The 26,233-nt window shown below is 39.7% G+C and carries 23 protein-coding genes; 13 read left to right on the plus strand and 10 right to left on the minus strand.

All coding sequences use genetic code 11. The features are described 5' to 3' along the window. The first annotated feature begins 97 nt into the window (after nt 1–97). Entirely contained in the window at nt 98–1,384 is a 1,287-nt protein-coding gene (locus A3GU_RS0101075) for a peptidase U32 family protein (RefSeq protein WP_018365684.1), read from the plus strand. A gap of 50 nt (nt 1,385–1,434) precedes the next feature. Here the strand turns inward: A3GU_RS0101075 and A3GU_RS10660 are convergent, their stop codons facing one another. Beyond that, on the minus strand, nt 1,435–2,418 hold the full coding sequence (locus tag A3GU_RS10660) for an LPXTG cell wall anchor domain-containing protein (protein WP_018365685.1): 984 nt from the start codon (nt 2,416–2,418) through the stop codon (nt 1,435–1,437). Nucleotides 2,419–2,682: 264 nt separating this feature from the next. Then, entirely contained in the window at nt 2,683–2,988 is a 306-nt protein-coding gene (locus A3GU_RS0101090; RefSeq protein ID WP_018365687.1) for a hypothetical protein, read from the minus strand. A gap of 140 nt (nt 2,989–3,128) precedes the next feature. On the opposite strand from A3GU_RS0101090, the gene A3GU_RS0101095 reads away from it, so the two are divergent. After that, nucleotides 3,129–3,344, plus strand: a complete 216-nt coding sequence (locus A3GU_RS0101095) for a YdbC family protein (RefSeq protein ID WP_018365688.1) — start codon at nt 3,129–3,131, stop codon at nt 3,342–3,344. Nucleotides 3,345–3,439: 95 nt separating this feature from the next. On the opposite strand, the gene A3GU_RS10300 is transcribed toward A3GU_RS0101095, so the two are convergent. Then, nucleotides 3,440–3,580 (minus strand): hypothetical protein, encoded by a 141-nt coding sequence (locus tag A3GU_RS10300; protein ID WP_018365689.1) that lies wholly within the window; start codon nt 3,578–3,580, stop codon nt 3,440–3,442. Between the two features lie 52 nt (nt 3,581–3,632). Further along, nucleotides 3,633–4,760, minus strand: coding sequence for an NAD(P)/FAD-dependent oxidoreductase (locus tag A3GU_RS0101105; RefSeq protein ID WP_018365690.1), 1,128 nt, complete (start codon nt 4,758–4,760; stop codon nt 3,633–3,635). A gap of 101 nt (nt 4,761–4,861) precedes the next feature. Between A3GU_RS0101105 and A3GU_RS0101110 the strand changes: the two genes are divergently transcribed. After that, the gene (locus tag A3GU_RS0101110; RefSeq protein WP_040805245.1) at nt 4,862–5,902 is read left to right on the plus strand and encodes an ammonium transporter family protein; all 1,041 of its coding nucleotides are present in this window, start codon (nt 4,862–4,864) and stop codon (nt 5,900–5,902) included. 49 nt (nt 5,903–5,951) lie between these two features. Here the strand turns inward: A3GU_RS0101110 and hutI are convergent, their stop codons facing one another. Next, nucleotides 5,952–7,220 carry an imidazolonepropionase gene (gene hutI, locus A3GU_RS0101115; RefSeq protein ID WP_018365692.1) on the minus strand — a complete coding sequence of 423 codons (1,269 nt, stop codon included), beginning with the start codon at nt 7,218–7,220 and terminating at the stop codon, nt 5,952–5,954. Nucleotides 7,221–7,423: 203 nt separating this feature from the next. On the opposite strand from hutI, the gene A3GU_RS0101120 reads away from it, so the two are divergent. The 9 genes from A3GU_RS0101120 (at nt 7,424) to hutG (ending at nt 18,806) form a co-directional block, all read left to right on the plus strand. After that, nucleotides 7,424–9,457, plus strand: coding sequence for a urocanate hydratase (locus A3GU_RS0101120; protein WP_018365693.1), 2,034 nt, complete (start codon nt 7,424–7,426; stop codon nt 9,455–9,457). Nucleotides 9,458–9,512: 55 nt separating this feature from the next. Further along, nucleotides 9,513–10,412: a glutamate formimidoyltransferase gene (gene ftcD, locus A3GU_RS0101125; protein WP_018365694.1), complete on the plus strand. Its 900-nt coding sequence runs from the start codon at nt 9,513–9,515 to the stop codon at nt 10,410–10,412. A gap of 13 nt (nt 10,413–10,425) precedes the next feature. Further along, a complete protein-coding gene (locus A3GU_RS0101130; protein ID WP_018365695.1) occupies nt 10,426–11,052 on the plus strand; it encodes a cyclodeaminase/cyclohydrolase family protein in 627 nt (208 codons plus the stop codon). Between the two features lie 11 nt (nt 11,053–11,063). Then, nucleotides 11,064–12,737: a formate--tetrahydrofolate ligase gene (locus tag A3GU_RS0101135; protein WP_018365696.1), complete on the plus strand. Its 1,674-nt coding sequence runs from the start codon at nt 11,064–11,066 to the stop codon at nt 12,735–12,737. 14 nt (nt 12,738–12,751) lie between these two features. After that, on the plus strand, nt 12,752–13,366 hold the full coding sequence (locus A3GU_RS0101140; RefSeq protein ID WP_018365697.1) for a HutD family protein: 615 nt from the start codon (nt 12,752–12,754) through the stop codon (nt 13,364–13,366). A 26-nt stretch (nt 13,367–13,392) separates the two neighbouring features. Next, a complete protein-coding gene (locus A3GU_RS0101145; RefSeq protein WP_018365698.1) occupies nt 13,393–14,718 on the plus strand; it encodes an APC family permease in 1,326 nt (441 codons plus the stop codon). Between the two features lie 48 nt (nt 14,719–14,766). Further along, entirely contained in the window at nt 14,767–16,311 is a 1,545-nt protein-coding gene (gene hutH / locus A3GU_RS0101150; RefSeq protein ID WP_018365699.1) for a histidine ammonia-lyase, read from the plus strand. 192 nt (nt 16,312–16,503) lie between these two features. Then, nucleotides 16,504–17,793, plus strand: coding sequence for a bifunctional folylpolyglutamate synthase/dihydrofolate synthase (locus tag A3GU_RS0101155; protein ID WP_018365700.1), 1,290 nt, complete (start codon nt 16,504–16,506; stop codon nt 17,791–17,793). A gap of 14 nt (nt 17,794–17,807) precedes the next feature. Continuing rightward, the gene (gene hutG, locus A3GU_RS0101160; protein ID WP_018365701.1) at nt 17,808–18,806 is read left to right on the plus strand and encodes a formimidoylglutamase; all 999 of its coding nucleotides are present in this window, start codon (nt 17,808–17,810) and stop codon (nt 18,804–18,806) included. 90 nt (nt 18,807–18,896) lie between these two features. Here hutG and A3GU_RS0101165 read toward each other — a convergent pair whose 3' ends face one another. Together A3GU_RS0101165 and lysS are read right to left on the minus strand one after the other, a co-directional pair. After that, nucleotides 18,897–21,938, minus strand: coding sequence for an ATP-binding protein (locus A3GU_RS0101165; protein ID WP_018365702.1), 3,042 nt, complete (start codon nt 21,936–21,938; stop codon nt 18,897–18,899). 180 nt (nt 21,939–22,118) lie between these two features. Further along, the gene (gene lysS / locus A3GU_RS0101170; RefSeq protein WP_018365703.1) at nt 22,119–23,609 is read right to left on the minus strand and encodes a lysine--tRNA ligase; all 1,491 of its coding nucleotides are present in this window, start codon (nt 23,607–23,609) and stop codon (nt 22,119–22,121) included. A 169-nt stretch (nt 23,610–23,778) separates the two neighbouring features. Here lysS and A3GU_RS0101175 point away from each other — a divergent pair, with 169 nt between their 5' ends. Beyond that, nucleotides 23,779–24,681, plus strand: a complete 903-nt coding sequence (locus A3GU_RS0101175) for an HAD family hydrolase (protein ID WP_018365704.1) — start codon at nt 23,779–23,781, stop codon at nt 24,679–24,681. A 43-nt stretch (nt 24,682–24,724) separates the two neighbouring features. On the opposite strand, the gene A3GU_RS0101180 is transcribed toward A3GU_RS0101175, so the two are convergent. From A3GU_RS0101180 to A3GU_RS0101190, 3 genes are read right to left on the minus strand one after another with little or no spacing between them, the layout of a single operon-like run. Beyond that, the gene (locus A3GU_RS0101180) at nt 24,725–25,360 is read right to left on the minus strand and encodes a histidine phosphatase family protein (RefSeq protein WP_018365705.1); all 636 of its coding nucleotides are present in this window, start codon (nt 25,358–25,360) and stop codon (nt 24,725–24,727) included. Nucleotides 25,361–25,376: 16 nt separating this feature from the next. Beyond that, complete coding sequence (locus A3GU_RS0101185; protein ID WP_018365706.1) at nt 25,377–25,742, minus strand: YccF domain-containing protein; 366 nt, start codon at nt 25,740–25,742, stop codon at nt 25,377–25,379. Beyond that, complete coding sequence (locus tag A3GU_RS0101190) at nt 25,739–26,218, minus strand: aminoacyl-tRNA deacylase (RefSeq protein WP_018365707.1); 480 nt, start codon at nt 26,216–26,218, stop codon at nt 25,739–25,741. Before A3GU_RS0101190 ends, A3GU_RS0101185 begins: the two co-directional genes overlap by 4 nt. Nucleotides 26,219–26,233: the final 15 nt, after the last annotated feature.

Consider the following 26,233-nt stretch of genomic DNA (forward strand, 5'->3'; position numbering starts at 1 on the left):
AAGGATAAGAAGAACTAGCTTCTTTCTAGCCTAGCTTTTTAGGGATTTTATAGAGGTCATCACTTATAAACCTATTTAAAAAGTAGAAAGAATGAAAATGACAGATACCAAAAAAAGACCAGAGGTCTTATCACCTGCTGGAACCTTAGAGAAATTAAAAGTAGCTATTGATTATGGAGCTGATGCCGTCTTTGTTGGCGGGCAGGCCTATGGCTTGAGAAGCCGCGCTGGGAATTTTTCCATGGAAGAACTGCAAGAAGGCATTGACTATGCCCATGCTCGCTCAGCCAAGGTCTATGTGGCAGCCAATATGGTTACCCATGAGGGCAATGAACTGGGAGCTGGACAGTGGTTTCGCCAACTTCGGGATATGGGGCTTGATGCCGTTATTGTTTCAGACCCAGCCCTGATTGTTATTTGTTCTACCGAAGCGCCTGGTTTAGAAATTCACCTGTCAACCCAGGCCTCATCTACCAATTATGAGACCTTTGAGTTTTGGAAGGAAATGGGGCTAACTCGGGTTGTTTTAGCACGTGAAGTCAATATGGCAGAGCTTGCTGAAATCAGAAAACGTACCCAGATGGAAATCGAAGCCTTTGTGCATGGTGCCATGTGTATTTCTTACTCTGGTCGCTGTGTTTTATCCAATCACATGAGTCACCGTGATGCCAATCGTGGGGGCTGTTCTCAGTCTTGTCGCTGGAAATATGACCTCTATGATATGCCCTTTGGTAGAGAAAGACGGTCTTTGAAGGGAGAAATTCCGGAAGAATATTCCATGTCCTCTGTGGATATGTGTATGCTGGACTATCTGCCTGACCTCATTGAAAATGGTGTTGATAGCCTTAAGATTGAAGGACGGATGAAGTCTATTCATTACGTATCGACCGTGACCAATTGTTATAAGGCAGCAGTCGATGCTTATATGGAGAGTCCAGAAGCCTTTTATGCCATTAAGGATCAGCTGATGGATGAGTTGTGGAAGGTGGCCCAGCGTGAGCTTGCAACTGGCTTTTACTATGGTATTCCAACAGAAAATGAGCAGCTTTTTGGTGCCCGTCGCAAGATTCCGCAGTTTAAGTTTGTCGGTGAGGTAGTGGCTTATGATGAACAAAGTATGGTTGCTACTATTCGTCAGAGAAATGTTATTCATGAAGGGGATAAGGTTGAGTTTTATGGACCAGGTTTCCGTCATTTTGAAACTATTGTGCAAGATTTGCATGATGAGGATGGTAAGAAGATTGACCGGGCTCCAAATCCTATGGCTCTTTTGACTATTAAGTTGCCGCAGGCTGTTAAGCCCGGGGATATGATTAGGGCTTGTAAAGAAGGCCTGGTAAATCTCTACAAGGATGATGGCAGTAGCCAAACAGTCAGAGCTTAAAAAAAAAACAAAATGATTTTTGGTCATTTTGTTTTTTTAAGCTTCTAAGTTTATTTTCTTTTAAATTTTGGAAGTAGGCTTAAGCTTCCTGCGCTAGCCATAACTAGCAGGGCAGCAGCTGTGAAGAAGGGGTTAGTCTTATCAGCAGTTGCTGGCAGTTGTTCTAACTTAGCTTGAGCTTTAGTCTCAAGCACTTGTGAGCTTGGTTTTTGAACTTCTGGCTTAGAGTTTGTAGAAGTAGAAGGTTTTGCCGGCTCTTTTGGCTCGGCTTTTGTGTCCTGTTTTTCATCATTTGAGACTTGAGGTAAGTGAGCTTTTGGATTTTGTGCTTTCGTTTCAGGAGCTTTTGGTGCTTCTTTTGGCTTTTCTGTTGGAGCTTCTTTAGAACCTTCTTGAGGGTTGTCCTTTGATGTGTCAGGGCTTAAAGGAAGAGCAGGGTTTTCTGAACGGTTGAGTTTTTGAGGAAGCTCTGGACTTTTAGGCATTTCTGGTTTAGCTTGGTCAGCCTCTTTTTCAGGCTGTTCTTGGGGAAGGACTGACTCACCCTTGTCACCTTTAGGTCCGATAGCACCTTGCTCGCCTTGGATACCTTGAAGGCCTTGCTCACAACGTTCACCCTTAGGTCCCATTGGTCCAACAGGTCCTGTCGCACCTTGATCACCTTTTTCGCCTCTAGGGCCAGGTTTTCCTTCTGCTCCATCTTTACCAGGGTCACCTTTGTCTCCTTTAGGTCCAGGTAGATTAATTGCTTCACTTACAATATCAAAATAATCTTTATGAAATTTTTCAAGTTTTATAAGATATTCTTTGACTGTGAAACCTGAATTAAATTTAGGATCAAAATTAATATCTAATGCCTTTGGGTAGAGCTTTAACCCTTGTTTTAAGTACTCCACAGTATTAGCTCTTTTTTCTTCTGGACTAGCTTCCGCCTCTACTGTAGTAGTTATCCCTACTGTAGCAAAGGCTGCTAGGCTTGCTAGGATGATGCCATAGCGGCGGGCTAGTTTTGCCATTTCTTTTCTTTTTGTCATTTTAGTTTCCACTTTCTTTGGTATTAGTTACTTATACTTATCATATAAGCGCAAATACCAGTATATATATACAATTCAGATTTTAAAAGGGTTTTTTAAGAAATAGCTTGATAAAATAAGCTTTATATTAAAAAATAATGAGATGATATTAAAGGAAAAAGCACTCGTTCTTCTAGAACTAGTGATCTCCCAAGAGGCTAACTCTCAGATAGAAAAAAGCCTGGCAGAAAGACTTTGTCTTCTAGGCCAGGCTTGGGATGGCTCTTATTCTTTGCTTGTTGGTTGAGGCAAAAAGGAAATCTTTTGGATATCTGCCAAGGGAATCATAAGAGTGAGACTTTTGCTTTCTGTTTTTAAGTAGACCAGGCCTCTTGCCTTGTCATACTTAAGGAGTTGGCCGGTAAAGCTCTTGTCCTTAGAAATGACATGAATAGGGAGCTTGCTCTTTTTGGCCTTATCAATGCTAGCAATCAGCTTGTTTGATTGGAGAGAGATATCTTGTTGCTTGTGGGGCTTGGCTTCAATGAAGTCGTAGAGTAAAGATTTTAGTAAGGGGGTAAGTCTTTTCATAGCCATATTCCTCGATAATTGCTAAAATAGGTTTAGGGTTTTACCTTGATGTTCTAGTTTAACAAAGAAAAGACCTTTTATCAAAAAAATGCAATAAAGTTTCCAATATCATTTTCGAATACTATTATAGGAGGTAAAAAATGGCAGAATTTACATTTAAAATAGAAGAACATTTATTAACCCTTTCGGAGAGTGACAAGGGCTGGACCAAGGAACTTAATCGGGTATCTTTCAATGGTTCAGAGGCCAAGTGGGATATTAGAACCTGGAGTCCAGACCATAGCAAGATGGGCAAGGGCATTACCCTAAGTAATGAGGAGTTTGACAAGTTAGTCAAGGCCTTTGCTAATAAATAGTAGAAAGACTTACTCTCAGAAACTAGCAAGGCTAACTTGTTAGTTTTTTACTATCAAAAAAGACAGATCATCTGTCTATAATCTGTCTAGGTGATTTATTTTTTAGGGCGCAGGCGATCGGCTAGGCCAATAATCACTAGGATAAGTCCTAAAACAATAAAGAGAGCTTTATGGCTAAAGATCCCATAAAGGGCAAAAATAGCGGCTGATAGGTAACTGATATATTCTTTTTTCATTTTGTGGTCCCCTTTTCTTTTTTATAGTTTACCACAAATGAATTCTTTTGCCCTAGCAATCGCAATTGACCTGGCAGCAGGATAAATCGTCCAGCAGCATTTGGTTAGCTTTAAAGTAGGCAATGGTGTCTGGATCTAGTTCTCGTTTTTCCCGCTTTGCAATTTCCATAATAAGGGGTAAGAAGCGTTGACGGAATTTATAGATGTAGCAGAAGATGACATCAGCTTGTCGCAGGCTAGGCCCAATGAGGAAGCAGTTAGGGCTGATGGTTGATTCGTCGGCTTCAGTGACAAGGGGTAGCTGGTTGTGGTCAAAGCTAAAGAGGTCGTCTCCGTCAATGAGGTGGCAGGTGTTTAAGAAGCCTGTTGCAAGGATGGGTTGGTGTTTAGACTTAGCGAGGGTCTGGTCCTCAAAGGTAACTTGGTAACCTTCTGAGGTTTTTTCAATCTTTTGGGCTCTTTTGTTTTCCGTGATAGAAATCTTATATTGGGGGTTACTTTGGATGTGCTTGATTCTTTCTTTGGTAATAGGTGATAAGGAGATGCTTGGGTCAGGATGTCTGTCGCTACTACCAAAGCTTTCAGTAAAAAGATGGACCTCATTGCCTAAATAAGCTAGGTGTGTCAGGGCATCACAGGCACTTTCATTGCCACCAATGATAATAAAGGGGTCGTCAGATTTGACGTTGAAGCTATCTGCTTCGCCATAGTGCATGGCTAGTTCTGCCCCTTGGATGTTAGCCCGATTAGGGAGCTGGAATTCTCCTGTTGCCATAATCAGATAGTCGCAGCTAAAGTCTCCCTTATTTGTATGGAGGATAAATTTGCCCTGAGACTTGTGGATACTTTCTACCTGACTGTCTAGCTGGATGGGTAATTGGTAATGGGCAGCTACAGATTGTAAGTACTGGGCATATTCTCTGCCACTGATATGCTCTTTTTCAAAGGTAAAGGCTGGTGAGCTATCTGGGACCACAGCATTTATATCTGGAAAGCCAAAGCCATTAGTGGTAAAAGAAGGGGTGATAAATTGGGTTGTTTTGGGCCATTTGAGGAAGCTATCGCCAATATAGCCTTTTTCTAAAATTAAAAAATCATCAATGGCTAATTCTTTTAGGGCAGCTCCAAAGCCAATCCCAGCAGCTCCAGCACCAATGACTATTAGTTTATAATCTTTCATAAGTTCTCCTTGACAAGTAACAATTTTTGAGGTAATATACTTAACCAGTTAACTATATTAGTCTAACAAAAGAATTTTGCTTTGTAAAGAAAGGGGTCATTTTGTTTCTATTACTATGTATTTTGGTCATGTGGTTGATGATTTTTGGGTTGGCTGGTTTTTATTTTGGCAGCCTAGAAGAGCTTCTGACTTCTAAGATTATTTATCAGTTTACTCTGACAGTTCTTGTGGTCAGTTTATTTTGGCTCTTAGGGGGTTATGGTCTCAGTTTTAAGGGTCACTTGTGGTCGCTTTTATGGGCCAATTCTTTTAATTTAAAGACGGTGCTTGAGATGCTCTTTCAACTCTGCTTTTGCCTCTATGCGGTTTTGATGTTGATAGGGTCTGTGATTGATAGGGTAAAAACAGGGCCCCTTCTCATAGCTGTCTTGCTGTGGACCTTCTTGGTTTATTGTCCCTTGGCTTATCTTATTTGGAATTCCCAAGGCTTTTTCTCCCAGCTGGGAGTTAAGGACTTTTCAGGGGGGATAGTGGTCCACTTGTCAGCAGGCTTATCTAGCTATCTTTTTGCCCATCAATTGGGGAAAACCAGCTACCAACATCTCAATCAAAAGGGGGATGAATGGAATTATCTAGGGATGCTGCTGGTTACCTTTGGCTGGTTTGGCTTTAATGCAGGACCTGTAGGTCAGCTTAACCAAGCTGCTGGCCTAGCTCTACTTAATACCTTGCTTGCCATGCTTGCAGGGGGACTTAGTTGGTCTGTTTTACATTATGTCTCCCAAAAAGAGGAGTCAACAGCAGTCCTTCTCAATGGGATTATTGTAGGACTTGTGACCAGTACAGCAGGAGTAGGCTATCTAAGCCCATGGCAGATGTTGCTACTTTGTCTTTTAGCCAGTGCTTTGACCTACCTTTGCTTGCAGGTCATTACAAGCTATGCACTTGTAGATGATGTTCTTGATTCCTTTGCCATGAATGGCCTCGGTGGATTTTTCGGGAGTCTTTTCTTGCTTTTCTTTTATCCTAATAGCTGTCGCGTCCAGCTGGGGGCTATTGGTTTTGCTGTCGCTTTGTCAGCCAGTGTCAGCTACCTTATTGGCAGATATATCTTAAAGAATCCTAAAAGGGCTGAAAATTAATACGTTTATAAAAAGAGACTGGACTAAAGGATCCAGCCTTTTTTATGTTTTAGGAGATGATGCGTCCCTTGTCGACGACTAGTTTGCCTGATTTGTAGACTTGATCAATAAGGTTTGTTGCAAAGAAATAGAAGGGATAGTCAATGTTTTTAGCGTCAAAAATGCTGATGTCGGCTTCTTTTCCCTTGTCAAAGTTTCCAATAGTGTCTTGTCTATTAACGGAGTAGGCGGCATTGATGGTGACGGCATTTAGGACTTCAATAGGGGTCAGTTTCATCATAAAGCAGCCTAATTGCATGACAAATTGCATATTGGCTGTTGGGCAGCTGCCGGGATTGCTATCTGTTGATAGGGTGATAGCCATTCCTTGGTCAATCATTTTGCGGGCAGGGGCGTAGGTATCTTCCATGAGGCTAAAGGTGGTAGCAGGTAGGAGGTTGCCGATAACATGAGCCTGGCTGAGTTTTTGAATTCCCTGGTCAGTAGCCATCATGAGGTGTTCAGCACTTGTAGTATTCAGTTCAGCTGCAACATCAACTCCTCCGATAGATTCAATTTCATCTGCATGGATTCTTAATTTAAAGCCTAGTTCTTTAGCTGTTTGTAAGAGGTAGCGGGATTCTTCAGCAGAAAAGACGCCTTTTTCACAGAAGATATCACAAAATTCTGCTAACTTTTCTTGCTTGACCATAGGCAGCATGTCCTGAGCAATAAGGTCCAGATAGTCCTTGGAGCGGCCCTTATATTCTTCTGGAATGGCATGGGCAGCCATAAAGGTAGAAATAAGGTCGATAGGATGGTCTGTGTTGAGGGCTTTGACAACTTCTAACTGCCGGCTTTCAGTATTCCAATTAAGGCCATAGCCACTTTTTGCTTCAACAGTTGTCACCCCATGCAGGAGCATGTAATCCAGGAGTTTTTTAGACTTGTCATATAGGGTATCAAAGTCAGCCTGTCGGGTTGCCCTAACAGTGTTTAAAATACCACCGCCCTGGGCTAGAATATCCAGATAAGGCACACCATTTAGCTTTTGTGAGAATTCATGCTCACGACTACCTCCATAAACAAGATGGGTGTGGCAATCAATGATACCAGGAGTTGCAATTTTTCCTTCAAAGGATCTGATGCCTGTCGCTGGACCAATCAATTGACTATCGGGCTGGCCACTGCCAATGGCAAGGATTTTGCCATCTTTTATGGCAATGTAGCCATCTTCAATAATCTGGGCGCTTTTCATTTCCTGACCAAATAGGGGATGTCCTAAATCATTGGGACTAAAAATTTGGTTGAAATGGACTAATAATGTATCAGCAACCATAATGAGTACTCCTTTTTATACTATTATACAAAATACACTTTCAATAGTAGTTTAAAAACGTCAAATTTTAGTCAAAAAAGGGGAAAAAGAGCTTATTTTTAAAAATTTTAACACTTTTTGAAAAACTTGACCAATAATGGACGGCAATTCTTTAGACTATTTGTGACACTAAGCAATCACAATGAACTTGAGGAGGTTTTTCTATGGCACATTATGATGAAGCTGAAATTGCCGCAGCTATGACGGTAAAACTGGATGATGTCTTACCAGAAAAAACAGTCTTTGAAAAGGGGATTCGTCGGGCACCTAATAGAGGGTTTCGCCTTAGTCAGCAGCAAACAGAGATTGCCCTAAAAAATGCCCTTCGCTATATTCCTAAAAGGTTTCATGAGGATGTTATCCCTGAATTTTTAGAGGAATTGCGGACACGGGGTAGGATTTATGGCTATCGCTGGCGACCAAAAGAAGCTATTTATGGTAAGCCCATTGATGACTATAAGGGGAATTGTACAGCTGCAAAGGCTATGCAGGTTATGATTGATAATAATCTTAGCTTTGATATTGCCTTGTACCCATATGAGCTTGTCACCTATGGGGAAACGGGTTCGGTGTGTGCCAACTGGATGCAGTATTGTCTGATTAAGAAATATCTAGAAGTCATGACAGAGCATCAAACCTTGGTTGTGGAATCTGGGCATCCTCTAGGGCTATTTCATTCCAAACCAGAAGCACCTCGTGTCATTATTACCAATGGTCTCTTAGTTGGTGAGTATGATAATATGAAGGATTGGGAAATAGCAGAGGAAATGGGGGTTACCAATTACGGGCAGATGACAGCAGGTGGTTGGATGTATATTGGTCCCCAAGGAATTGTACATGGGACTTTTAATACCCTTTTAAATGCTGGCCGGCTTAAACTTGGTGTGGCTGATGATGGTGATTTGAGTGGCAAACTTTTTATTTCATCAGGTCTTGGTGGGATGAGTGGGGCACAGGGTAAGGCAGCAGAAATTGCCAAGGCCGTTGCTATTGTTGCAGAAGTCGATGCTTCTCGGATTGAAACCAGACATTCACAGGGCTGGATAAGTCAGGTTGCTGAAAGTGCTCAAGAAGCTCTGCAATTGGCTCAAAGAGCCCAGAAGGAAAAGAAAACAACTTCTATTGCCTACCATGGTAATATTGTGGATCTTTTAGAATATGTCAATGACCATGAGATTCATGTTGATCTCTTATCTGACCAAACCTCCTGCCATAATGTTTATGATGGGGGTTACTGCCCTGCTGGTGTTAGTTTTGAGGAAAGAACACGGCTTTTAGCTGAGGATAAAGAAAAATTCTGCACTCTGGTTGATGAGACTTTGACGCGTCATTTTAAGGCTATCAAGGCACTGACTGAAAAGGGAACCTACTTCTTTGACTATGGGAATTCCTTTATGAAAGCTATTTATGATTCAGGAATCAAAGAAATCTCTAAAAATGGTTTGGATGATAAGGATGGCTTCATCTGGCCTTCTTATGTTGAAGATATTATGGGGCCGATGTTATTTGATTATGGTTATGGACCATTTCGTTGGGTCTGCTTGAGTGGTAAGCATGAAGACTTAGTAGCTACAGACAAGGCTGCCATGGAAGCAATTGATCCTAATCGGCGTTACCAAGATCGGGATAATTACAACTGGATTCGTGATGCGCAAAAGAATCAATTAGTTGTAGGAACCCAAGCTAGAATCTTATACCAAGACTGTCTTGGTCGGGTCACTATTGCCTTGAAATTTAATGACTTGGTCCGTCAAGGTAAAATTGGTCCCGTCATGATTGGTCGTGACCACCATGATGTGTCAGGAACCGACTCTCCATTTAGGGAAACTTCAAATATCAAGGACGGCTCTAATGTTTGTGCAGATATGGCTGTTCAGTGCTATGCAGGAAATGCTGCTCGAGGTATGAGTTTGGTTGCCCTTCATAACGGAGGTGGAACAGGTATTGGTAAGGCTATTAATGGTGGTTTTGGTTTAGTTCTTGATGGCAGTGACAGAACTGATGAAATCATCAAGTCAGCTATTGCTTGGGATACTATGGGAGGTGTTGCAAGACGGAACTGGGCACGTAATGACCACGCTATTGAAACAGCAATTGCCTATAACCATCTTCATGCTGGTCGTGACCATATCACCATTCCCTACCTAGCTGATGAAAAAGTGGTAAGTGCAGCAGTCAAGGACTTGTTTAAAAACTAAAGGGGCTAGTTACCCCTTATCTTTACTAAGATTTTAATGTCTAAAGGAGATTAGTATGGCAAAAATTGTTGAATGTATTCCAAACTTTTCAGAAGGTCGTAACCAAGAAGTCATTGAAGGTTTGGTCAGCACTGCTAAGTCAGTAGCTGGCGTTACTCTACTTGATTATTCCTCTGATAGCAGCCACAACCGTAGCGTCTTTACCTTAGTTGGGGACCAAGATGCCATCCAAGAAGTAGCCTTTCAATTGGTCAAATATGCTTGTGAAAATATAGATATGACAAAGCACGAGGGAGAACATCCCCGCATGGGGGCAACTGACGTCTTACCCTTTGTTCCTATCAAAGATATCACCACAGCTGAGTGTGTCGAGATTTCTAAGAAAGTAGCAGAGCGGATTAACAAGGAACTAGACATACCTATTTTTCTCTATGAAGAATCAGCTAGTCGTCCAAGCCGTAAAAATTTAGCAAAAATTCGTAAGGGTCAGTTTGAAGGTATGGCTGAAAAACTCTTAGAAGAAGATTGGGAGCCAGATTACGGAGAACGCAAGGTTCATCCTAGCGCTGGAGTGACAGCCGTTGGAGCCAGAATGCCTCTGGTGGCCTTCAATGTTAACCTTGATACTGATAATTTGGAAATTGCAAACAAGATTGCAAAAATTATTCGTGGTTCTGGAGGAGGCTATAAATACTGTAAGGCTATTGGAGTTATGCTTGAGGACAGACAGATTGCCCAAGTTTCTATGAATATGGTTAATTTTGAAAAATGTTCCCTCTACCGTACCTTTGAAACCATAAAATTTGAGGCAAAACGCTATGGTGTTAGGGTTATTGGTTCTGAAATTATTGGTTTAGCTCCTGCTAAGGCCTTGGTGGATGTCGCAGAATATTACTTGCAAGTTGAGGATTTTGACTATGGTAAGCAAGTTCTTGAAAACCACTTATTAGGTTAGAAGGGAGTCAAAGATGGAATTAGTGAAGAAGTCTCTCAGTGAGTTTGCAGAAGTACTAGGTTCAGATGCACCAGCTCCGGGAGGAGGGTCAGCCGCAGCTCTCTCAGCAGCCAATGGCATTTCTCTAACCAAGATGGTTTGTGAATTAACCTTGGGAAAAAAGAAATATCAAGGTGTTGAGGACAAAATCAAGGATATTCATAAAGAAGCCAGTCGTTTACAAAAAGAATTATTAGCAGCTGTTGATAAGGATACAGAAGCTTTTAACTTAGTGTCTCAAGTATTTGACATGCCTAAAAATAGTGATCAGGAAAAATTAGAGCGTCGCAAGGCTATGCAAGATGCTTTACAAGAAGCTACAAAGTCACCTTTTCAGATGATGGCAACCATCCTTGAGGCTATTAAAATCACCCAGGAAGCCGTAGGCAATTCTAATAGCAATGCTGCTAGTGATTTGGGGGTTGCAGCTTTATTGTTGAAGGCTGGTTTACAGGGAGCTTGGTTGAATGTTTTGATTAATCTTGCTGGGATTAAAGATGAGGTATTTGTGACTGTTTATAAAGATAAGGGACAGCTTTTCTTAGATCAGGGTTGTCGTTTAGCAGATGCAATCTATTTAGAGGTGCTTAATAGCTTATAAAAGGAGGAAGTATGGTGCAATCAGATATTGAAATTGCTAAATCCCTAGCAATGCAGCCTATTGTAGAGGTTGCCAAATCTATCGGCATAGAAGAAGATGAGCTGACTCTGTATGGCAAGTACAAGGCTAAGATAGACGCCAGACAGGTTGCTAAGTTGGCCCAGCAAAAAGATGGAAAACTTATCTTAGTAACAGCTATTTCTCCCACCCCTGCTGGTGAGGGTAAAACAACCACCTCTGTTGGTTTGGTTGATGCTCTTTCTCATATTGGTAAAAAAGCCATCATTGCTTTAAGAGAACCTTCACTAGGTCCTGTTTTTGGTATGAAAGGAGGAGCTGCTGGGGGAGGTCATGCCCAGGTTGTTCCTATGGAAGATATTAACCTGCACTTTACAGGAGATTTTCATGCTATAGGGGCTGCCAATAATCTCTTAGCTGCCCTGATTGATAATCATATTCATCATGGCAATAGCCTAGAAATAGATTCCCGTCGCATCACCTGGAAACGTGTTGTGGATATGAATGACAGGCAATTACGCCATATTGTTGATGGCCTGCAAGGAAAAGTCAATGGTATGCCAAGAGAAGATGGCTATGATATTACTGTTGCTTCGGAAATCATGGCTATTTTATGCTTGGCTGAATCTATCTCAGATTTAAAGAGTAAGTTAGAAAAAATTATTATCGGCTATAATTATCAAGGTCAGCCTGTGACAGCAGGGGATTTAAAGGCAGCAGGTGCCATGGCTGTTTTACTAAAGGATGCTATTCATCCTAATCTGGTTCAAACCCTTGAGCACACGCCAGCAATTATCCATGGTGGCCCATTTGCTAATATTGCTCATGGCTGCAATAGTGTACTTGCCACAAAATTAGCCCTCAAATATGCAGATTATGCAGTAACAGAAGCAGGTTTTGGAGCTGATTTAGGAGCAGAAAAATTTATTGATATCAAATGTCGCCTATCTGGCTTAAGACCTGATGCTGTTGTTCTTGTTGCTACTATTCGTGCCCTTAAAATGCATGGCGGTATGGCCAAGGCAGATTTAGGTAAGGAAAATGTTGATGCTGTCTTAGCTGGCCTCCCAAATTTGGATAAGCATTTAGAAAATATTCAGGAAGTCTATGGCTTACCTGTGGTTGTAGCTATTAATAAGTTCCCACTGGATACAGAAGCAGAACTTGATGCTGTCTATCAAGCTTGCCAAAAACGTCAGGTAGATGTGGTTATTTCTGATGTTTGGGAGAATGGCGGAGCTGGTGGCAGTCAACTTGCCCAAAAGGTAGTAGAGTTAGCAGAAGAAGAAAATCACTTTAGTTTTGTCTATGATGATAAGGATTCTATTGAAACAAAGCTTCATAAGATTGTAACCAAGGTCTATGGAGGAAAAGGAATTCTATTAAGTGCAGCAGCTAAAAAAGAATTAAAATCTTTAGAAGCACTAGGATTTGGTCACTATCCTATTTGTATGGCTAAAACACAGTATTCTTTTTCTGATGATGCCAAAAAATTAGGAGCTCCAAAAGACTTTGTCGTAACTATTTCTAACCTCAAGGTTTCGGCAGGAGCTGGCTTCATTGTTGCCTTGACAGGTGCCATTATGACCATGCCTGGATTACCAAAACAGCCTGCAAGTGAAAAAATAGATATTGATGCAGATGGTAATATTAGTGGTTTGTTTTAAGTAGAGGTTAAGAGATGCCTGATTTAAGCATTAATCATTTTAAAGATTTCAAAGAATTGAGCTGGTCGGGAGGAAAAACAAGAGAACTCTACCTTTTTCCTCCTAGTGGCAATTATGCCAAAAGAGAGTTTGACTTTCGCTTGTCACAATCAAGTGTCACCTTACCCACTTCTGTTTTTAGTCAGCTAGAAGGTTATCACCGGCTGCTTATGCCCCTTGATAGATCCCTGATTTTGATTAATAAAACAAGACAAAGCAGGAAACACTTACAAGTCTTTGAAACTTATTATTTTTGGGGAGGCGATAATATTGTAAGTCAAGGGCAGTGTTTTGACCTAAATTTAATGTATAATAATAAGTATAAGGGCCAATTATTTGCCATATCTCAGGCTGATAATAGTATTTACCAAAATAGCCCTATCCAAATGCTCTACGCCTTAACTGATTTATCCTATGAGATCAATGATGGTGACAGAGGATATTTGGAAAAAGATCATTTATTAGTCATTAATCAAAATAGCCAAGTCGATACTGTCAAAATAGTCTTACATTCAAGAAAAGAAACTAGTGATATGATTGCTGTTTGGGCTGGTTTATCAGCTAGAAGGCAATGTAGCTTATCTGATTAAAGGCACTTAAAAGGAGAAACATACCTATGGACTCAGAAAAAATTAGTGCAAAAGAAAGAGAAGAAGCTAAGTTTAGCTTAGGAGCGGCAACATTATATGGTATTAATGCTGTTATTGGCTCAGGAATCTTTCTTCTACCCCAGGATATCTATAAGGGATTAGGTCCCGCATCTATTGCTGTTTTATTGGGAACAGCCATCTTAACCATCATGTTAGCTGTTTGTTTTGCAGAAGTTTCTGGCTATTTTGGAAAAAATGGCGGAGCCTTCCAATATTCAAAACGTGCTTTTGGAGATTATATTGGCTTTAATGTCGGTTTTCTTGGCTGGACTGTTACCATATTTGCTTGGGCAGCTATGGCAGCCGGCTTTGCTAAGATGTTTATCATCACATTTCCCTCCTTTGAAGGGCAAAATATCCCTCTGAGTATTGGACTTGTGATTTTACTATCATTAATGAATATTGCTGGTTTAAAGACTTCAAAAATCTTTACCATTACTGCCACAATTGCTAAATTGATTCCTATTGTCGCTTTTTCCCTTTGTACTCTCTTTTTTATCAAGAATGGCCTTCCAAATTTCAGACCCTTTCTTCAATTAGAGCCAGGTACTAACTTACTAGGTGCTATTTCCAATACTGCTGTTTATATTTTTTACGGTTTTATTGGTTTTGAAACCCTCTCAATTGTAGCAGGGGAAATGCGTGATCCTGAAAAAAATGTGCCTCGGGCTATTTTAGGGTCTATTAGTGTTGTTTCTATCTTGTATATGTTAATAATTGGTGGAACCATTGCGATGCTTGGATCCACAATCATGACCAGTAATGCCCCTGTGCAAGATGCCTTTGTTAAAATGATAGGTCCTGCTGGGGCTTGGATGGTGTCAATAGGTGCCTTGATTTCTATTACTGGACTTAACATGGGAGAATCTATTATGGTCCCACGTTATGGCGCAGCTATTGCTGACGAGGGGCTTTTGCCAGCGGCAATTGCCAAGAAAAATAAGAATGGTGCTCCCTTAGTTGCCATTTTTATCTCAAGTGCTATAGCCATTATTCTACTCTTAACAGGGTCTTTCAGAGACTTGGCAACTTTTAGTGTTGTTTTTCGCTTCTTCCAATATATTCCGACTGCCCTTGCAGTTATGAAGTTGCGTAAAGATCAGCCAGATGCCAAACTTATTTTCAGAGTCCCATTTGGCCCTCTTATCCCAATACTCGCTGTTATCGTCAGCCTATTAATGATTTGGGGAGAAAACCCTATGAACTTTGTTTATGGACTTATTGGGGTTGTTATTTCGAGTGCTGTTTATTTCATTATGAAAGGACTAAATAAAAAAACACTTAAAAACTAAGAAATGCTAGCTTTGGATGATGTGACTTCTTAAAAATAGGAGGATAAAATGACAAGTATTTTAAATTTAGATGGAAAAAACTTAAATCTGGAAGATGTGATTGCTGTAGCTCGAAAAGGTGTCATTTGCCAAATTGATGAAGAAGCTAAAAAAGATGTGCAGGCTTCTCGCAAAATTGTAGATGATATTGTCCGTGAAAAACGTGTGGTCTATGGTATCAACACAGGCTTTGGTTCTTTGTGTAATGTCAGCATTTCACCAGAAGATACGGTACAACTCCAAGAAAACCTTATCCGTACTCATGCCAGTGGCTATGGGGATCCCTTGCCAGAAGATACAGTACGGGCTATCATGCTTATTCGTATTAATTCTTTAGTCAAAGGCTATTCAGGTATTCGTTTATCAACCATTGAAACCCTCTTAGAAATGCTCAATAAGGGTGTTCATCCCTATATTCCTGAAAAAGGTTCCCTAGGAGCTTCGGGAGATTTAGCACCACTTGCACATATGGTCTTACCAATGCTTGGTTTAGGCAAGGCTTATTACAAGGGTGAGCTCTTAAATAGTAAGGAAGCCATGGTCAGAGCTGGTATTGACCCTATTGCTCTAGCTGCTAAGGAAGGACTAGCCTTAATTAATGGGACAACTGTCTTAACAGGCATTGGTGCCTTAGCTACCTATGATGCTATTCAACTAGCCAAGTTGTCTGATATTGCAGGGGCTCTTTCCTTAGAAGTTCATAATGGTATTATCAGCCCCTTTGAAGAAAGACTTCATATCATTCGCCCTCAAAGTGGCCAGCTAGCAAGTGCTCGCAATATTCGTCAGCTCCTTGAAGGTAGTGAAAATACAGGAGCAGCTACTCAAGAAAGGGTTCAAGACCCCTATACCCTAAGATGTATTCCGCAAATTCATGGGGCAAGTAAGGATTCTATTGCCTACGTTAAAGAAAAAGTCGAAATTGAAATTAACTCGGTTACGGATAATCCTATTATTTGTAAGGATGGTCATGTTATTTCTGGGGGTAACTTCCATGGTGAACCCATGGCTCAGCCCTTTGATTTCTTAGGAATTGCCATTTCAGAAATTGGTAATGTCTCTGAACGCCGTGTGGAAAGATTGGTTAACAGTAATCTTAGTAAGTTACCATCATTTTTGGTTAAACATCCAGGTCTTAATTCTGGCTTTATGATTACCCAGTATGCCTGTGCTTCTTTAGCATCTGAAAACAAAATATTATCTCATCCAGCCAGTGTTGACTCTATTCCTTCTTGTGAGAATCAAGAGGACTTTGTCAGCATGGGAACAACAGCAGCTCGTAAGGCAACAGAAATTTTGAAAAATTCCCGTCGGATTGTAGCTACTGAAATGCTAGCAGCCTGTCAGGCCCTAGACATTAAAGCTCAAAATGGTAAACTAGGAAAAGGTAGTCAGCTAGCCTATGACCTCTTCAGAGAAAAAATAGCCTTTATTGAATTTGATAAGGATATTGAAATCTATGATGAACTTAATAAGGCTTCAGAAATAATTGAAAGCGATTTCTTCTTAGAAAAAATTGAAGAAGCAGTTGAACTTTCTCTACAGTATGACTAGTTATCTTTAAGAGCTACTTGTAAGACTTAGCTAGTAATAAATGATTAAGAAGAGTTTGGAAGCTAGGGTTTTCAAACTCTTAGTCGGTAAGCTAAAGAAGGTCAAAATACCTATATTGACCAGAGCTAGCTAGATTTTTATAATAAGGATAGAGCTTTTACAGAGGTAAATAAGGAGTAGAAAGGGGAGAATGTGAACTATCAAGAAGCCCTGAGCTGGATTCACAGCAAGGTAAAAAAAGGGGAAAAACCTGGTTTAAAGAGGATAAAATGGTTATTGGAACAGTTTGATAATCCTCAAGATAGGCTAGCAGCTATCCATCTTGTCGGTACAAATGGCAAAGGTTCTACAGTGTCTTATCTGAAAGATATTTTCTGTGCCAGTGGCTATAAGGTAGGAACCTTCACTTCCCCCTTTATTGTGGAGTTTAGAGAGCGTATCTCAGTCAATGGACATATGATGTCAGAAGAAGACCTGATAGCTATGGTTAAAAAGGTAGAGCCTGTTGTAGAAAGTCTGCCAGCTAAGACAGGCTATGCTCCGGCAACAGAATTTGAAATCATTACCCTCATTATGTTTCTTTATTTTACGGAACTAAATCCTGTTGACCTTGCTATTATTGAAGCAGGGCTAGGTGGTTTATTAGATGCTACAAATGTTTTTCAGGCCCTAGCAGTTGTTTGTCCTTCTATTGGATTGGATCATCAGGAACTTTTAGGAGAGACCTATAGTGACATTGCAGGGCAAAAAGTAGGAGTATTAAAAGATAGGGAGCCCTTTATCTTTGCAACAGATAAAAAAGAGGTTAGACAGGTCTTTCAGGCAAAAGCGCAAGAAACTGCTAGTCCCTTATATGAACTTGGTAAAGACTTTACCATAGCTTGTAAAAAAGAAGGATTTGACTTTACCTACCAAGCTACCACTCTGAAAAACATTCATTTAGCCATGCTAGGAAGACATCAAAAGCAAAATGCTAGTTTAGCTGTTATGACCAGTCTCATCTTAAAGGAAGCATTTCCTAAAGTCACTAGTGCATCAATCATCAAAGGCCTAAGCCAGAGCAAGTGGGTAGGTAGAACAGAGTTTTTAGAAAATCAGTTCATGATTGATGGGGCCCACAATAATGAAAGCATTCAAGCTTTGGTTCAACTTATGCAGGAAGACTTTTCAGATAAGGATATTACCATTTTATTTGCTGCTATTAATAGCAAGCCTGTTGATGACATGCTTAAGCAACTAAGCCAAGTGGGACAGGTTTTTGTCACCAGTTTTGACTTTCCAAAGTGTTTAGCCCTAGAGGATTATCCTAAAAAGTATCCTCAGCTTAGGGATTATAAAAAATGGCTATTGGAAAAACAAGCCCAGCTTAAAAATAAAAATCAGCTCCTTTTGGTGACAGGGTCCTTATATTTTATTTCAGAAGTAAGGCAGTTTGTTTTAGAGCATAAGAGGATTAATGATACCAAGATAATTGACCAGTAAGAGAGGTAAAAAGAATGCTAGAAAACTATTTTCCCATGACCCATGGTTACTATCAAAAAGGAATTGAAGATGATGATTTATACAATGCCAAATGGGGAATGCTTATTGCATTTTTGGACCTAAACAATGATAAGCTCAGCCCTTTTGAAGGGATTAATTTTGCCTTAATTGGTTTTAAGAGTGATAAGGGGGTTTATATTAATCATGGCCGCGTAGGAGCTGTTGAAGGTCCAAGTGCTATCAGAAGCCAATTAGCTAAGTTACCCTGGCATCTAGGAAGACATGTTAGGGTATTTGATGTGGGAAATATTGACGCCCCTAACCAGTCTCTGCAAGACATGCAGCTTAGTCTGGCTAAGGCTATTGAAAGAATGAAGGATCTCAATCTGAGACCAATTGTTCTAGGAGGAGGCCACGGCACAGCCTATGGGCATTATCTGGGCTTGAAAAATTCACTTGCTTCTAAAAAAGAGCTAGCTGTGATTAATTTCGATGCCCATTTTGATTTGAGACCCTATGATCAAACAGGACCAAATTCTGGCACCGGTTTTCGGCAAATGTTTGACCATTGTAAAAAAGAAAAAGAGGTCTTTCCTTATCTGGTTCTGGGTATCCAAGAGCACAGCAACAACCTTTTCTTATTTGACTTTGTAGCTAAATCAAAGGCTATCCAATTTCTAACAGGCCAAGACATTTATAAATTAGGCTATAAGAAGGTCTGTGACAAGGTAGACCAGTTTTTACAAGATAAGGACTATCTTTATCTGACTATTGATATGGACTGCTTTTCTGTTGGTCATGCTCCGGGGGTGAGCGCTATTCAGTCCCTGGGTTTAGACCCCCAACTAGCCCTACTTGTCTTACAACATATTGCTGCTAGTGGCAAGTTAGTCGGTTTTGATTTGGTAGAAGTCTCCCCGCCACATGATATTGATAACCATACAGCAAATTTAGCAGCCAGCTTTATTTTCTATATTACTCAGGTCTTATCTCAGATTCATGGTTCAGTTTAGAGAATAGGTGGCCTGTCAGCAGATTTAAAAAGGGCCCATCAAGGAGTAAGCAGATTTAAAAAAATCACTTAAGACCTTGCAAGGGCTCTTTTAATGGTTATAGTTCTGATAGAGTAGGTTTTGACAGTGCTCAAGTTCCATAAGGAGGCGGCAATCCCGATAAGGATTTAAATGGAGTTTAGCAATGTGATAATAGTGGTTGAAGTCCTGAGGTAAAAGCTGTGCCAGTTCCTGACAATGTATTTTTTCAGAGAGGAGGGCAAATTTGGTATAGGCCATAATGTAGTAAATCATGCCCTTGTCTCTGGGATTAGAGTAACGTTGAATGAGGGTTTCCTTTTTATGCAGTAAGTTAATCAGGGGCTGATAATTTTCTTTTTGACATTTAATCAGGGTTAGGTAGACTTCTAACTGGACCTCTTTCCAAGGAAAACTAAGTGATTCAAGATTTTTTTCACAGTCTAGAAAGATTTGCTCAGCCTTATCATAATTTTGGAGGTAAAAATATGAAATCCCTAAACCAATGTAAAAGGAAATGATAGATGGCTCACTCAGGCTATTTTTCGAGAGTTCAATAGCCTGTTTTTGATAGTTTTTGGCCTTATCAAAGCTACCTTGCATCTGTTCTATTTCGGCTAGATAGTCTAAGCCTGCAGCTATCTGAATAGCATACTTTTTTCTTAGACCACTGGTAAGGCTAAAGCAATTAATGGATTCATTAATGAGCTTGCGGGCCTCTTTGACTTGCCCAATCATGAGTTGATAAAGTCCACTTAAGCGTAAATTAAGGGCAATGGCTTCATGATTATTAGCCTGAGCAGAAGCCTCCAGAGCAAGTTCAGTGTAATAATGCATTTCTGGAAGGTTTTCAACCTGGATACAGTAGTAGATGAGTTGACGATAAGCCTCCAAAAGGTAGCTAGCATCTTGATCTTGACCAGCTAGACCAATAAGCTGTTGGATATTTGAGATACCTTTTTGATAATTGCCAATACGAATTTGATAACAGCCTTTCAGATAGAGAAAACGCATTAGGAGTTTTTGAAAATCTTTTTGCTTCTGATAGGCTTTTTTATTGTCTTGTAATTGCTTTTCAACACTTGCTAATTGTTCTTGGATATTCTTGTAACTATCATAGTTATGGCCTTGGTCTGGAACCCAAGATTGGGAATAAATAGGAAAGAGTTGATGTTGAAACTCTAAATTAAGTTCAAGGGCATTGATATAGTAGTGCAGGGCCTTGAGGGGTTGCTTGGCTAACTGATAGTGGTAGGCAATATCTTCAATGGCTTGAGAATAATCCTTAAAGATTTCTTTACTTTCCTCTAATTGTTGGGCTATCTGAACATGAAGGAGTCTTTTTTTAGCTAAGGAAAGGCTATCATAGATATAATAGGTCAGAGCTTTTTGCCTAAATTGCACAAGGATGTCATCATGGTCATCTTCTTCAAAAAGGATTCCTTTTTGGCAGAGGCTTTCAAGGATACTGATAAGTTCTTCTAGAGAAAGACTCATTAGCTTAGCTAATATGGTAATAGGCATAGCTTTTTTAAAGGAGGCTAGGTAATGGAGGATTTCTTCCTCAAAATGATTGATAGAGCTCAGCTTTAAGGCATAGTTCGCCTTAATAGCACTTGTCAAAGGAGTAAATTTCTTTCCTTGCAATAAAAGCTCTGCATATTCTGAAAGAAAAAAGAAATTCCCCTGACTGAATTGGTAGAAGGTTTCATAGTCTTTTTCAGATAGGGACAAGTGTTCTAGTCTTTTAGAAAGGTAGTTTAAACTCTCTTTTTTACTAAGAGCTCTTAGGCTTAGTTTATCAAGTTTTCCCTGGTAGATGAGCTGGTTTAAAAAGTCTTCTAAATAGGGGCTAGTCATAAGATTTTTGGTGAGGACAACTGCAAGGGGATATTCTTTTAGGTGGTTAATAACTGTTTTTAGAATAGCCAAGCTTTTTGGGGTAATCCAGTGAATATCTTCAATTAAGATAATGGTAGCCTTGTGCTGGGCAATTTTTTTAAGCACATCACTAATAAAATTAGCCAGTTTTGTGTGGTCATCTTTTTCAATTGACTCTTGGTAAGGGGACAGGTAGAGTTCAAGAATGGTCTGCCATTGTCTACTGGTCATCAGTTCTTGCTGGAGGATTAGATCTCCTAGAGCTTCTAGAATATCAGGCCATAGTGCAAAGTCTTGACTGGTATTTTCTCTAAAACATTCTGACGTGATGATTTGATAGTTTTGGGTCTGGTTGGCTAGGACTTGTCTTGTTACCGTTCTTTTACCAATGCCTGAGTCTCCTTCTAAAAGCAAGGTATGGGAGTGGCCCTTACTTAAGATATGCGTAAAAAATCTTTCTAGGGCTTTGATCTCTGAAACCCGGCCAAAAAAGAGATTATTTGTTCCTAAGAAGGCTTTTATTTTGCGTTGGTTTCGATCCCTAGCAATAACCTGAGCATAGATGTGCTGGGTTTTTTCACTTGGGCTAATGCCTAATTCCTTATCCAGAAGATTAGCTAGCTGATAATAGGTTTCAATAACCTTACCAAAATGCCCATGTTTTTGATAAAGTTCCATTAAGAGTTGGTAATTCTTTTCTTCAAATTCATCTATGCTAATTAGGCGATCAATAATAGCTTTAAGGTCATCAAAGGGGGCTGATTCCTTCATTTCTTCAATTTGTTGATAGGAGCTTTGAATAAAAAGCTGTTCAAAGTGGGCCCGCATTTTACTCTGCCAGAGATCAAAGCTTTCATTACTTTTTAAATAAAAACCCTGTAAGAATTCTCCTTGGTAAAGCTGGCTATTCTTTTTAGGTTCTGCTAAGAATTGCTTGGCATCACATGTTATACTTAGCTGGGGGTTGAGAGTCAACATAGAACGGTTGGGACAAATGATATAGTCAGCCCCAAGTTTTTTATTAACCTGATAAATAGTATTTCGTAAATTTTTCTTAGCTTTTTGATTATCCTTATCCTCCCACAGGATACCAGCAATTTCATCTCTGGCCACTGTTTCATTAATAAGGAGATAGTAAAGCAGGGCATTAAGTTTTGAAAAAGAGAAGAAAATCTCCTTGTCATCTAGAAAGATAGCAGGGTTCCCAAAGAGTTTGAGTTTTAAGGTTGTCATGTTGAAAGCGCCTCCGGATTAGTCTCTTCCACTATATCCTAAAATAGGACTTTAGGCAAGCTAGGGCCAAAAAAGCAAGGGGAGAAGAAGTATAAAAAACCTCTCCATAATATGTATTAAGCCAAGAGAAGGACTGTTGTCCCCCTTAGCAGAATCATCATATGGGAAGGTTTTTATTTGTTATTTCATAGTTGGGAATAAGAGGACATCTCGGATGGTTGTTGTATTGGTTAACAACATGCAAAGACGGTCGATTCCTATACCTAGTCCTCCTGTTGGAGGCATACCGTATTCTAAAGCTTCGACAAAGTCATAGTCAATACCAGTTGCTTCATCGTCACCGAGTTCTTTAGCCTTGGCCTGTGCTTCAAAACGGGATAATTGATCAATTGGATCATTTAGTTCAGTGAAGGCATTAGCATATTCTTTGGTCATAATAAAGAGTTCAAAACGGTCTGTGAAACGTGGATCCTCAGGGTTTTTCTTGGCCAGAGGGGAAACCTCTACTGGGTGACCAAAGATAAAGGTAGGTTGAATAAGTGTTTCTTCAACAAATTCTTCAAAGAAAGCATTGATAATATGTCCAACACTAGTAAAGTGTTTTTCTAGTGGCACATGTTTTTCTTCAGCTAGTTTTTTAGCCTCTTCAAAGGACATTTGGGGCCAAAAATCAATTCCTGTTACCTCTTTAATAGCATCAACAATATGAAGACGTTTAAATGGCTTATTGATTTCAATAGTATGTCCTTGATAATCAACAGGTCCATCTCCCTTAACTGCCTTGGCAGCATGTTGGATGATACCTTCTGTTAGGTTCATAATGTCAAGATAGTCTGCATAGGCTTGATAAACCTCGATAGAAGTGAATTCAGGATTATGGGTAGCATCCATTCCTTCATTACGGAAGATGCGACCAATCTCATAAACACGTTCCATTCCACCAACGATAAGTCGTTTTAAATGCAATTCTGTTGCAATACGTAGGACCATGTCAATGTTTTGGGCATTATGATGGGTAATAAAAGGTCTCGCAGCAGCACCACCAGCTTCATTATGTAAGACTGGTGTTTCCACTTCTAAGAAATCAAGTCCATCGAGGTAACGACGAATTTCAGAAATGATTTTTGAGCGTGTCACAAAGCGATCAAAACTATCACGATTTGAAATGAGATCCAAGTGACGTTTACGATAGATAGTTTCCACATCTGTTAGACCATGGAATTTTTCTGGAAGGGGACGTAAGGATTTTGAAAGGTGAGTCAGCTTAGTTGCTTTGATAGAAAGCTCACCCATATCTGTACGCATAACCTGGCCTTCAACTCCGATAAAGTCACCTAAATCAGCTTTTTTGAAAATATCATAGTTTTCTTCACCAACGGAATCCTTGCGGACATAGATTTGGATTTGGCCCTGACGGTCTTGAAGATGGGCAAAACCAACCTTTCCCTTACCACGTTTGGTCATAAGTCGACCAGCAACAATAGCAGTTTCATCTAAGTCGTGTAAGTCTTCTTTGCTTTTATCAGCAAATTTTTCTTTTAATTCAGCAGAATTGGCAGTGCGTTCAAAACGTTTACCAAAAGGATCAATTCCTTGTTCAGCCAATGCCGCCATTTTTTCACGACGGACAATCTGTTGATCATTTAGTTCTTCGATATGTTCCTTTGACATGGTTTCCTCCAAAAAGTTTTCGAATCTATTGTATCATAAATAAAGCTTTTATACACCTTATTTCAGTGATAAACATGCTTCTAGGGTCTTTCAATTTTGCTGTGTTTGAAATGCCATCCTAAAAATAGTATAATGTCCAAGTACTACTACTAGAAAAGAAGAGAGACTCATGATAACTGCTATTGTTTTTGACGTTGATGATACTATATATGATCAGCAAGCACCCTATCGGATTGCGATGGAAAAATGTTTTCCTGATTTTGATATGTCAGTGATGAGTAAGGCATATATTAGGTTTCGTCATTACTCAGATATTGGTTTTCCAAGAGTAATGGCTGGAGAGTGGACAACAGACTATTTTAGGTTCTGGCGTTGTCGTGAAACCCTCCTAGAATTTGGTTACCCAGAGATAGATCGAGAACTTGGAGCTCATTTTCAGGAAATTTATGAAAAAGAGCTTGAAAATATTACAATGCTTGATGAAATGCGAATGACCCTTGATTTTTTGAAATCTAAAGGGGTGCCAATGGGAATTATTACAAATGGACCCACAGAGCATCAGCTAAAAAAAGTCAAAAAATTAGGCCTCTATGATTATATCGACCCTAAACGGGTCATTGTCAGTCAGGCAACTGGCTTTCAAAAACCTGAGAAGGAAATTTTCAACCTAGCAGCCCAGCAATTTGATATGAACCCTCAAACAAGTCTCTATGTGGGAGACTCTTATGATAATGATGTTATGGGAGCCCATAATGGAGGCTGGAATTCTATGTGGTTTAATCATAGAGGACGTAGTCTTAAACCAGGAATTAAACCTGTCTATGATGTGGCTATTGATAACTTTGAACAGCTTTTTGGGGCTGTAAAAGTCTTGTTTGATTTGCCAGATAATAAATTCATTTTTGACCGAAATGATAAAAAGAACCCTATTTTAGAAATGGGAATTAACAACGGCCTTATGATGGCAGCTGAACGCTTATTAGAAAGTAATATGAGTATTGATAAAGTTGTTATCCTGTTACGTCTAAATAAGCAACAAGAAAAAGTTCTACGCATTAAATATGCAAACTAAAAAGTATTTAACTAGTTTTACTAGTGCTAAATACTTTTTTAGTTTAGTAGCTATCTTCTTTTTGAAGGTAGGATTTATCATTCCAGCTGAGGCATTTAAAGGTTTGACAATCATTTGTTTCTAGAATGGTTAGGCTGAGATTGTCAAGTCCACCGAGAGCTCTTAATTGGGCAGCCTCATAGCCTAGCAGAGACCTTATTGAAGCCGTTAAATTAGCTCCATGCCCAACTAGTAATACATTTTCATAACCTTTTGAGGCAAAAGAAGTGATAAAGTCTCTAACCCTTTGAGTAGTTTGATAAATTGATTCAGCTTCAAACTGGGTGGCATGAAATTTAGCTAAATTTTGCCTAAAGGCAGCCATTTGACTGGGATAGATAGAAGACATAGTAGCAATTTTGGCTCCCTCTAGCTTGCCAAGTTTCCATTCTCGTAGGGCTTGTGTATAGACAATTTCTGTTTTTTGCTGGGAGTGTTTAGCAATTTCTTGGGCTGTTTGCTGCGCGCGTTTTAAATCACTTGAAAAAATAGCATCAAAGGAGACGGATTGCAGATAGTGACCCAAAACCTTCATTTCTTCATAAGAATCTTCTAGAAGTGGGGAATCCCCCCCTGCTCCTTGAAAGCGTCCTTCTAAGTTCCATTGTGTTTTGCCATGTCTGACAAAAAATAATTTCATAGCTAAAAAATCCTTTCTAATATGATTTTATAATTGCTCCAAAGGGAAAAAGACTAAGTTTAGCTAACTTAAGTGACTGTTTAGCAAAGGGAATACCAATGATTGTCAAACATAGTAAAAAGGCAGAAAAAAGGTGTGCTAAGGCTAATTCCCAACCAAAAAGGAGAATCCATAAGATATTTAGAAGGAGGCTGAGTCCAGATTCTCCCATAATAATCGTTTTTCTAAAAGGGAAAAGCCCAAAATTAGCAATTTTAAAGCACTGTAAACCTAGAGGTAGCCCTAAAATGCTTAGCGACAAAATAATACCTGCCAGGCTCCAGAAGAGCCAAGCCCAAAAGCCTGCAAAGATAAACCAAATAATATTAGCTAGAGTGGTCATGATAGCTCCTTAATGTCAACGAATTCTGCTGCCACAAATTCAGCAAGAACTGAACTAGCTATTTTTATTGAGCGTCCTAGTTCACCAGCTGAGACAATCATATGGCCCTTTTCAATGGCACTAGTATCAATATAAATAGGGAAGCGATGTTTTTGGTGGATGCCAACAGGGTTATTAGCACCATGGACATAGCCTGTTGTTTTTTGAAGGTCCTTTTGGGGGATCATTGTGACCTTCTTGTTACCTGATACCTTAGCTAATTTTTTCTCAGATAGATGTTCTGTGATGGGTAGTATGCCAATTAGGGGACCAGTTTTATCCCCTTTTAAGGCAAGGGTTTTAAAGATGTCATCCTTAGAGATATCATCTGGTATCTCACCTTTGGGAACATTTATAGCAAGACTTTCATAACTAATAGTAGCCTTGTCTAATATTTGTTCAACAAGGGTCTTTTTGAGTTTTATTTTTTTAGCCATTATTTTTTCCTTAAA

The organism is Streptococcus didelphis DSM 15616, from assembly GCF_000380005.1.
GTDB classification, from domain to species: Bacteria; Bacillota; Bacilli; order Lactobacillales; family Streptococcaceae; genus Streptococcus; species Streptococcus didelphis.

Bases quoted from the DNA above. Each gene is read 5' to 3' on its own strand.
- A3GU_RS0101185 (WP_018365706.1), bottom strand. From the start codon at position 25,742: ATGACCACTCTAGCTAATATTATTTGGTTTATCTTTGCAGGCTTTTGG.
- A3GU_RS10300 (WP_018365689.1), bottom strand. From the start codon at position 3,580: ATGAAAAAAGAATATATCAGTTACCTATCAGCCGCTATTTTTGCCCTT.
- A3GU_RS0101120 (WP_018365693.1), top strand. From the start codon at position 7,424: ATGGCACATTATGATGAAGCTGAAATTGCCGCAGCTATGACGGTAAAA.
- A3GU_RS0101075 (WP_018365684.1), top strand. From the start codon at position 98: ATGACAGATACCAAAAAAAGACCAGAGGTCTTATCACCTGCTGGAACC.
- A3GU_RS0101135 (WP_018365696.1), top strand. From the start codon at position 11,064: ATGGTGCAATCAGATATTGAAATTGCTAAATCCCTAGCAATGCAGCCT.
- A3GU_RS0101140 (WP_018365697.1), top strand. From the start codon at position 12,752: ATGCCTGATTTAAGCATTAATCATTTTAAAGATTTCAAAGAATTGAGC.
- A3GU_RS0101095 (WP_018365688.1), top strand. From the start codon at position 3,129: ATGGCAGAATTTACATTTAAAATAGAAGAACATTTATTAACCCTTTCG.
- lysS (WP_018365703.1), bottom strand. From the start codon at position 23,609: ATGTCAAAGGAACATATCGAAGAACTAAATGATCAACAGATTGTCCGT.
- A3GU_RS0101180 (WP_018365705.1), bottom strand. From the start codon at position 25,360: ATGAAATTATTTTTTGTCAGACATGGCAAAACACAATGGAACTTAGAA.
- A3GU_RS0101175 (WP_018365704.1), top strand. From the start codon at position 23,779: ATGATAACTGCTATTGTTTTTGACGTTGATGATACTATATATGATCAG.
- A3GU_RS0101190 (WP_018365707.1), bottom strand. From the start codon at position 26,218: ATGGCTAAAAAAATAAAACTCAAAAAGACCCTTGTTGAACAAATATTA.
- A3GU_RS0101145 (WP_018365698.1), top strand. From the start codon at position 13,393: ATGGACTCAGAAAAAATTAGTGCAAAAGAAAGAGAAGAAGCTAAGTTT.
- A3GU_RS10660 (WP_018365685.1), bottom strand. From the start codon at position 2,418: ATGACAAAAAGAAAAGAAATGGCAAAACTAGCCCGCCGCTATGGCATC.
- ftcD (WP_018365694.1), top strand. From the start codon at position 9,513: ATGGCAAAAATTGTTGAATGTATTCCAAACTTTTCAGAAGGTCGTAAC.
- hutI (WP_018365692.1), bottom strand. From the start codon at position 7,220: ATGGTTGCTGATACATTATTAGTCCATTTCAACCAAATTTTTAGTCCC.
- A3GU_RS0101090 (WP_018365687.1), bottom strand. From the start codon at position 2,988: ATGAAAAGACTTACCCCCTTACTAAAATCTTTACTCTACGACTTCATT.
- A3GU_RS0101165 (WP_018365702.1), bottom strand. From the start codon at position 21,938: ATGACAACCTTAAAACTCAAACTCTTTGGGAACCCTGCTATCTTTCTA.
- A3GU_RS0101130 (WP_018365695.1), top strand. From the start codon at position 10,426: ATGGAATTAGTGAAGAAGTCTCTCAGTGAGTTTGCAGAAGTACTAGGT.
- hutH (WP_018365699.1), top strand. From the start codon at position 14,767: ATGACAAGTATTTTAAATTTAGATGGAAAAAACTTAAATCTGGAAGAT.
- A3GU_RS0101105 (WP_018365690.1), bottom strand. From the start codon at position 4,760: ATGAAAGATTATAAACTAATAGTCATTGGTGCTGGAGCTGCTGGGATT.
- hutG (WP_018365701.1), top strand. From the start codon at position 17,808: ATGCTAGAAAACTATTTTCCCATGACCCATGGTTACTATCAAAAAGGA.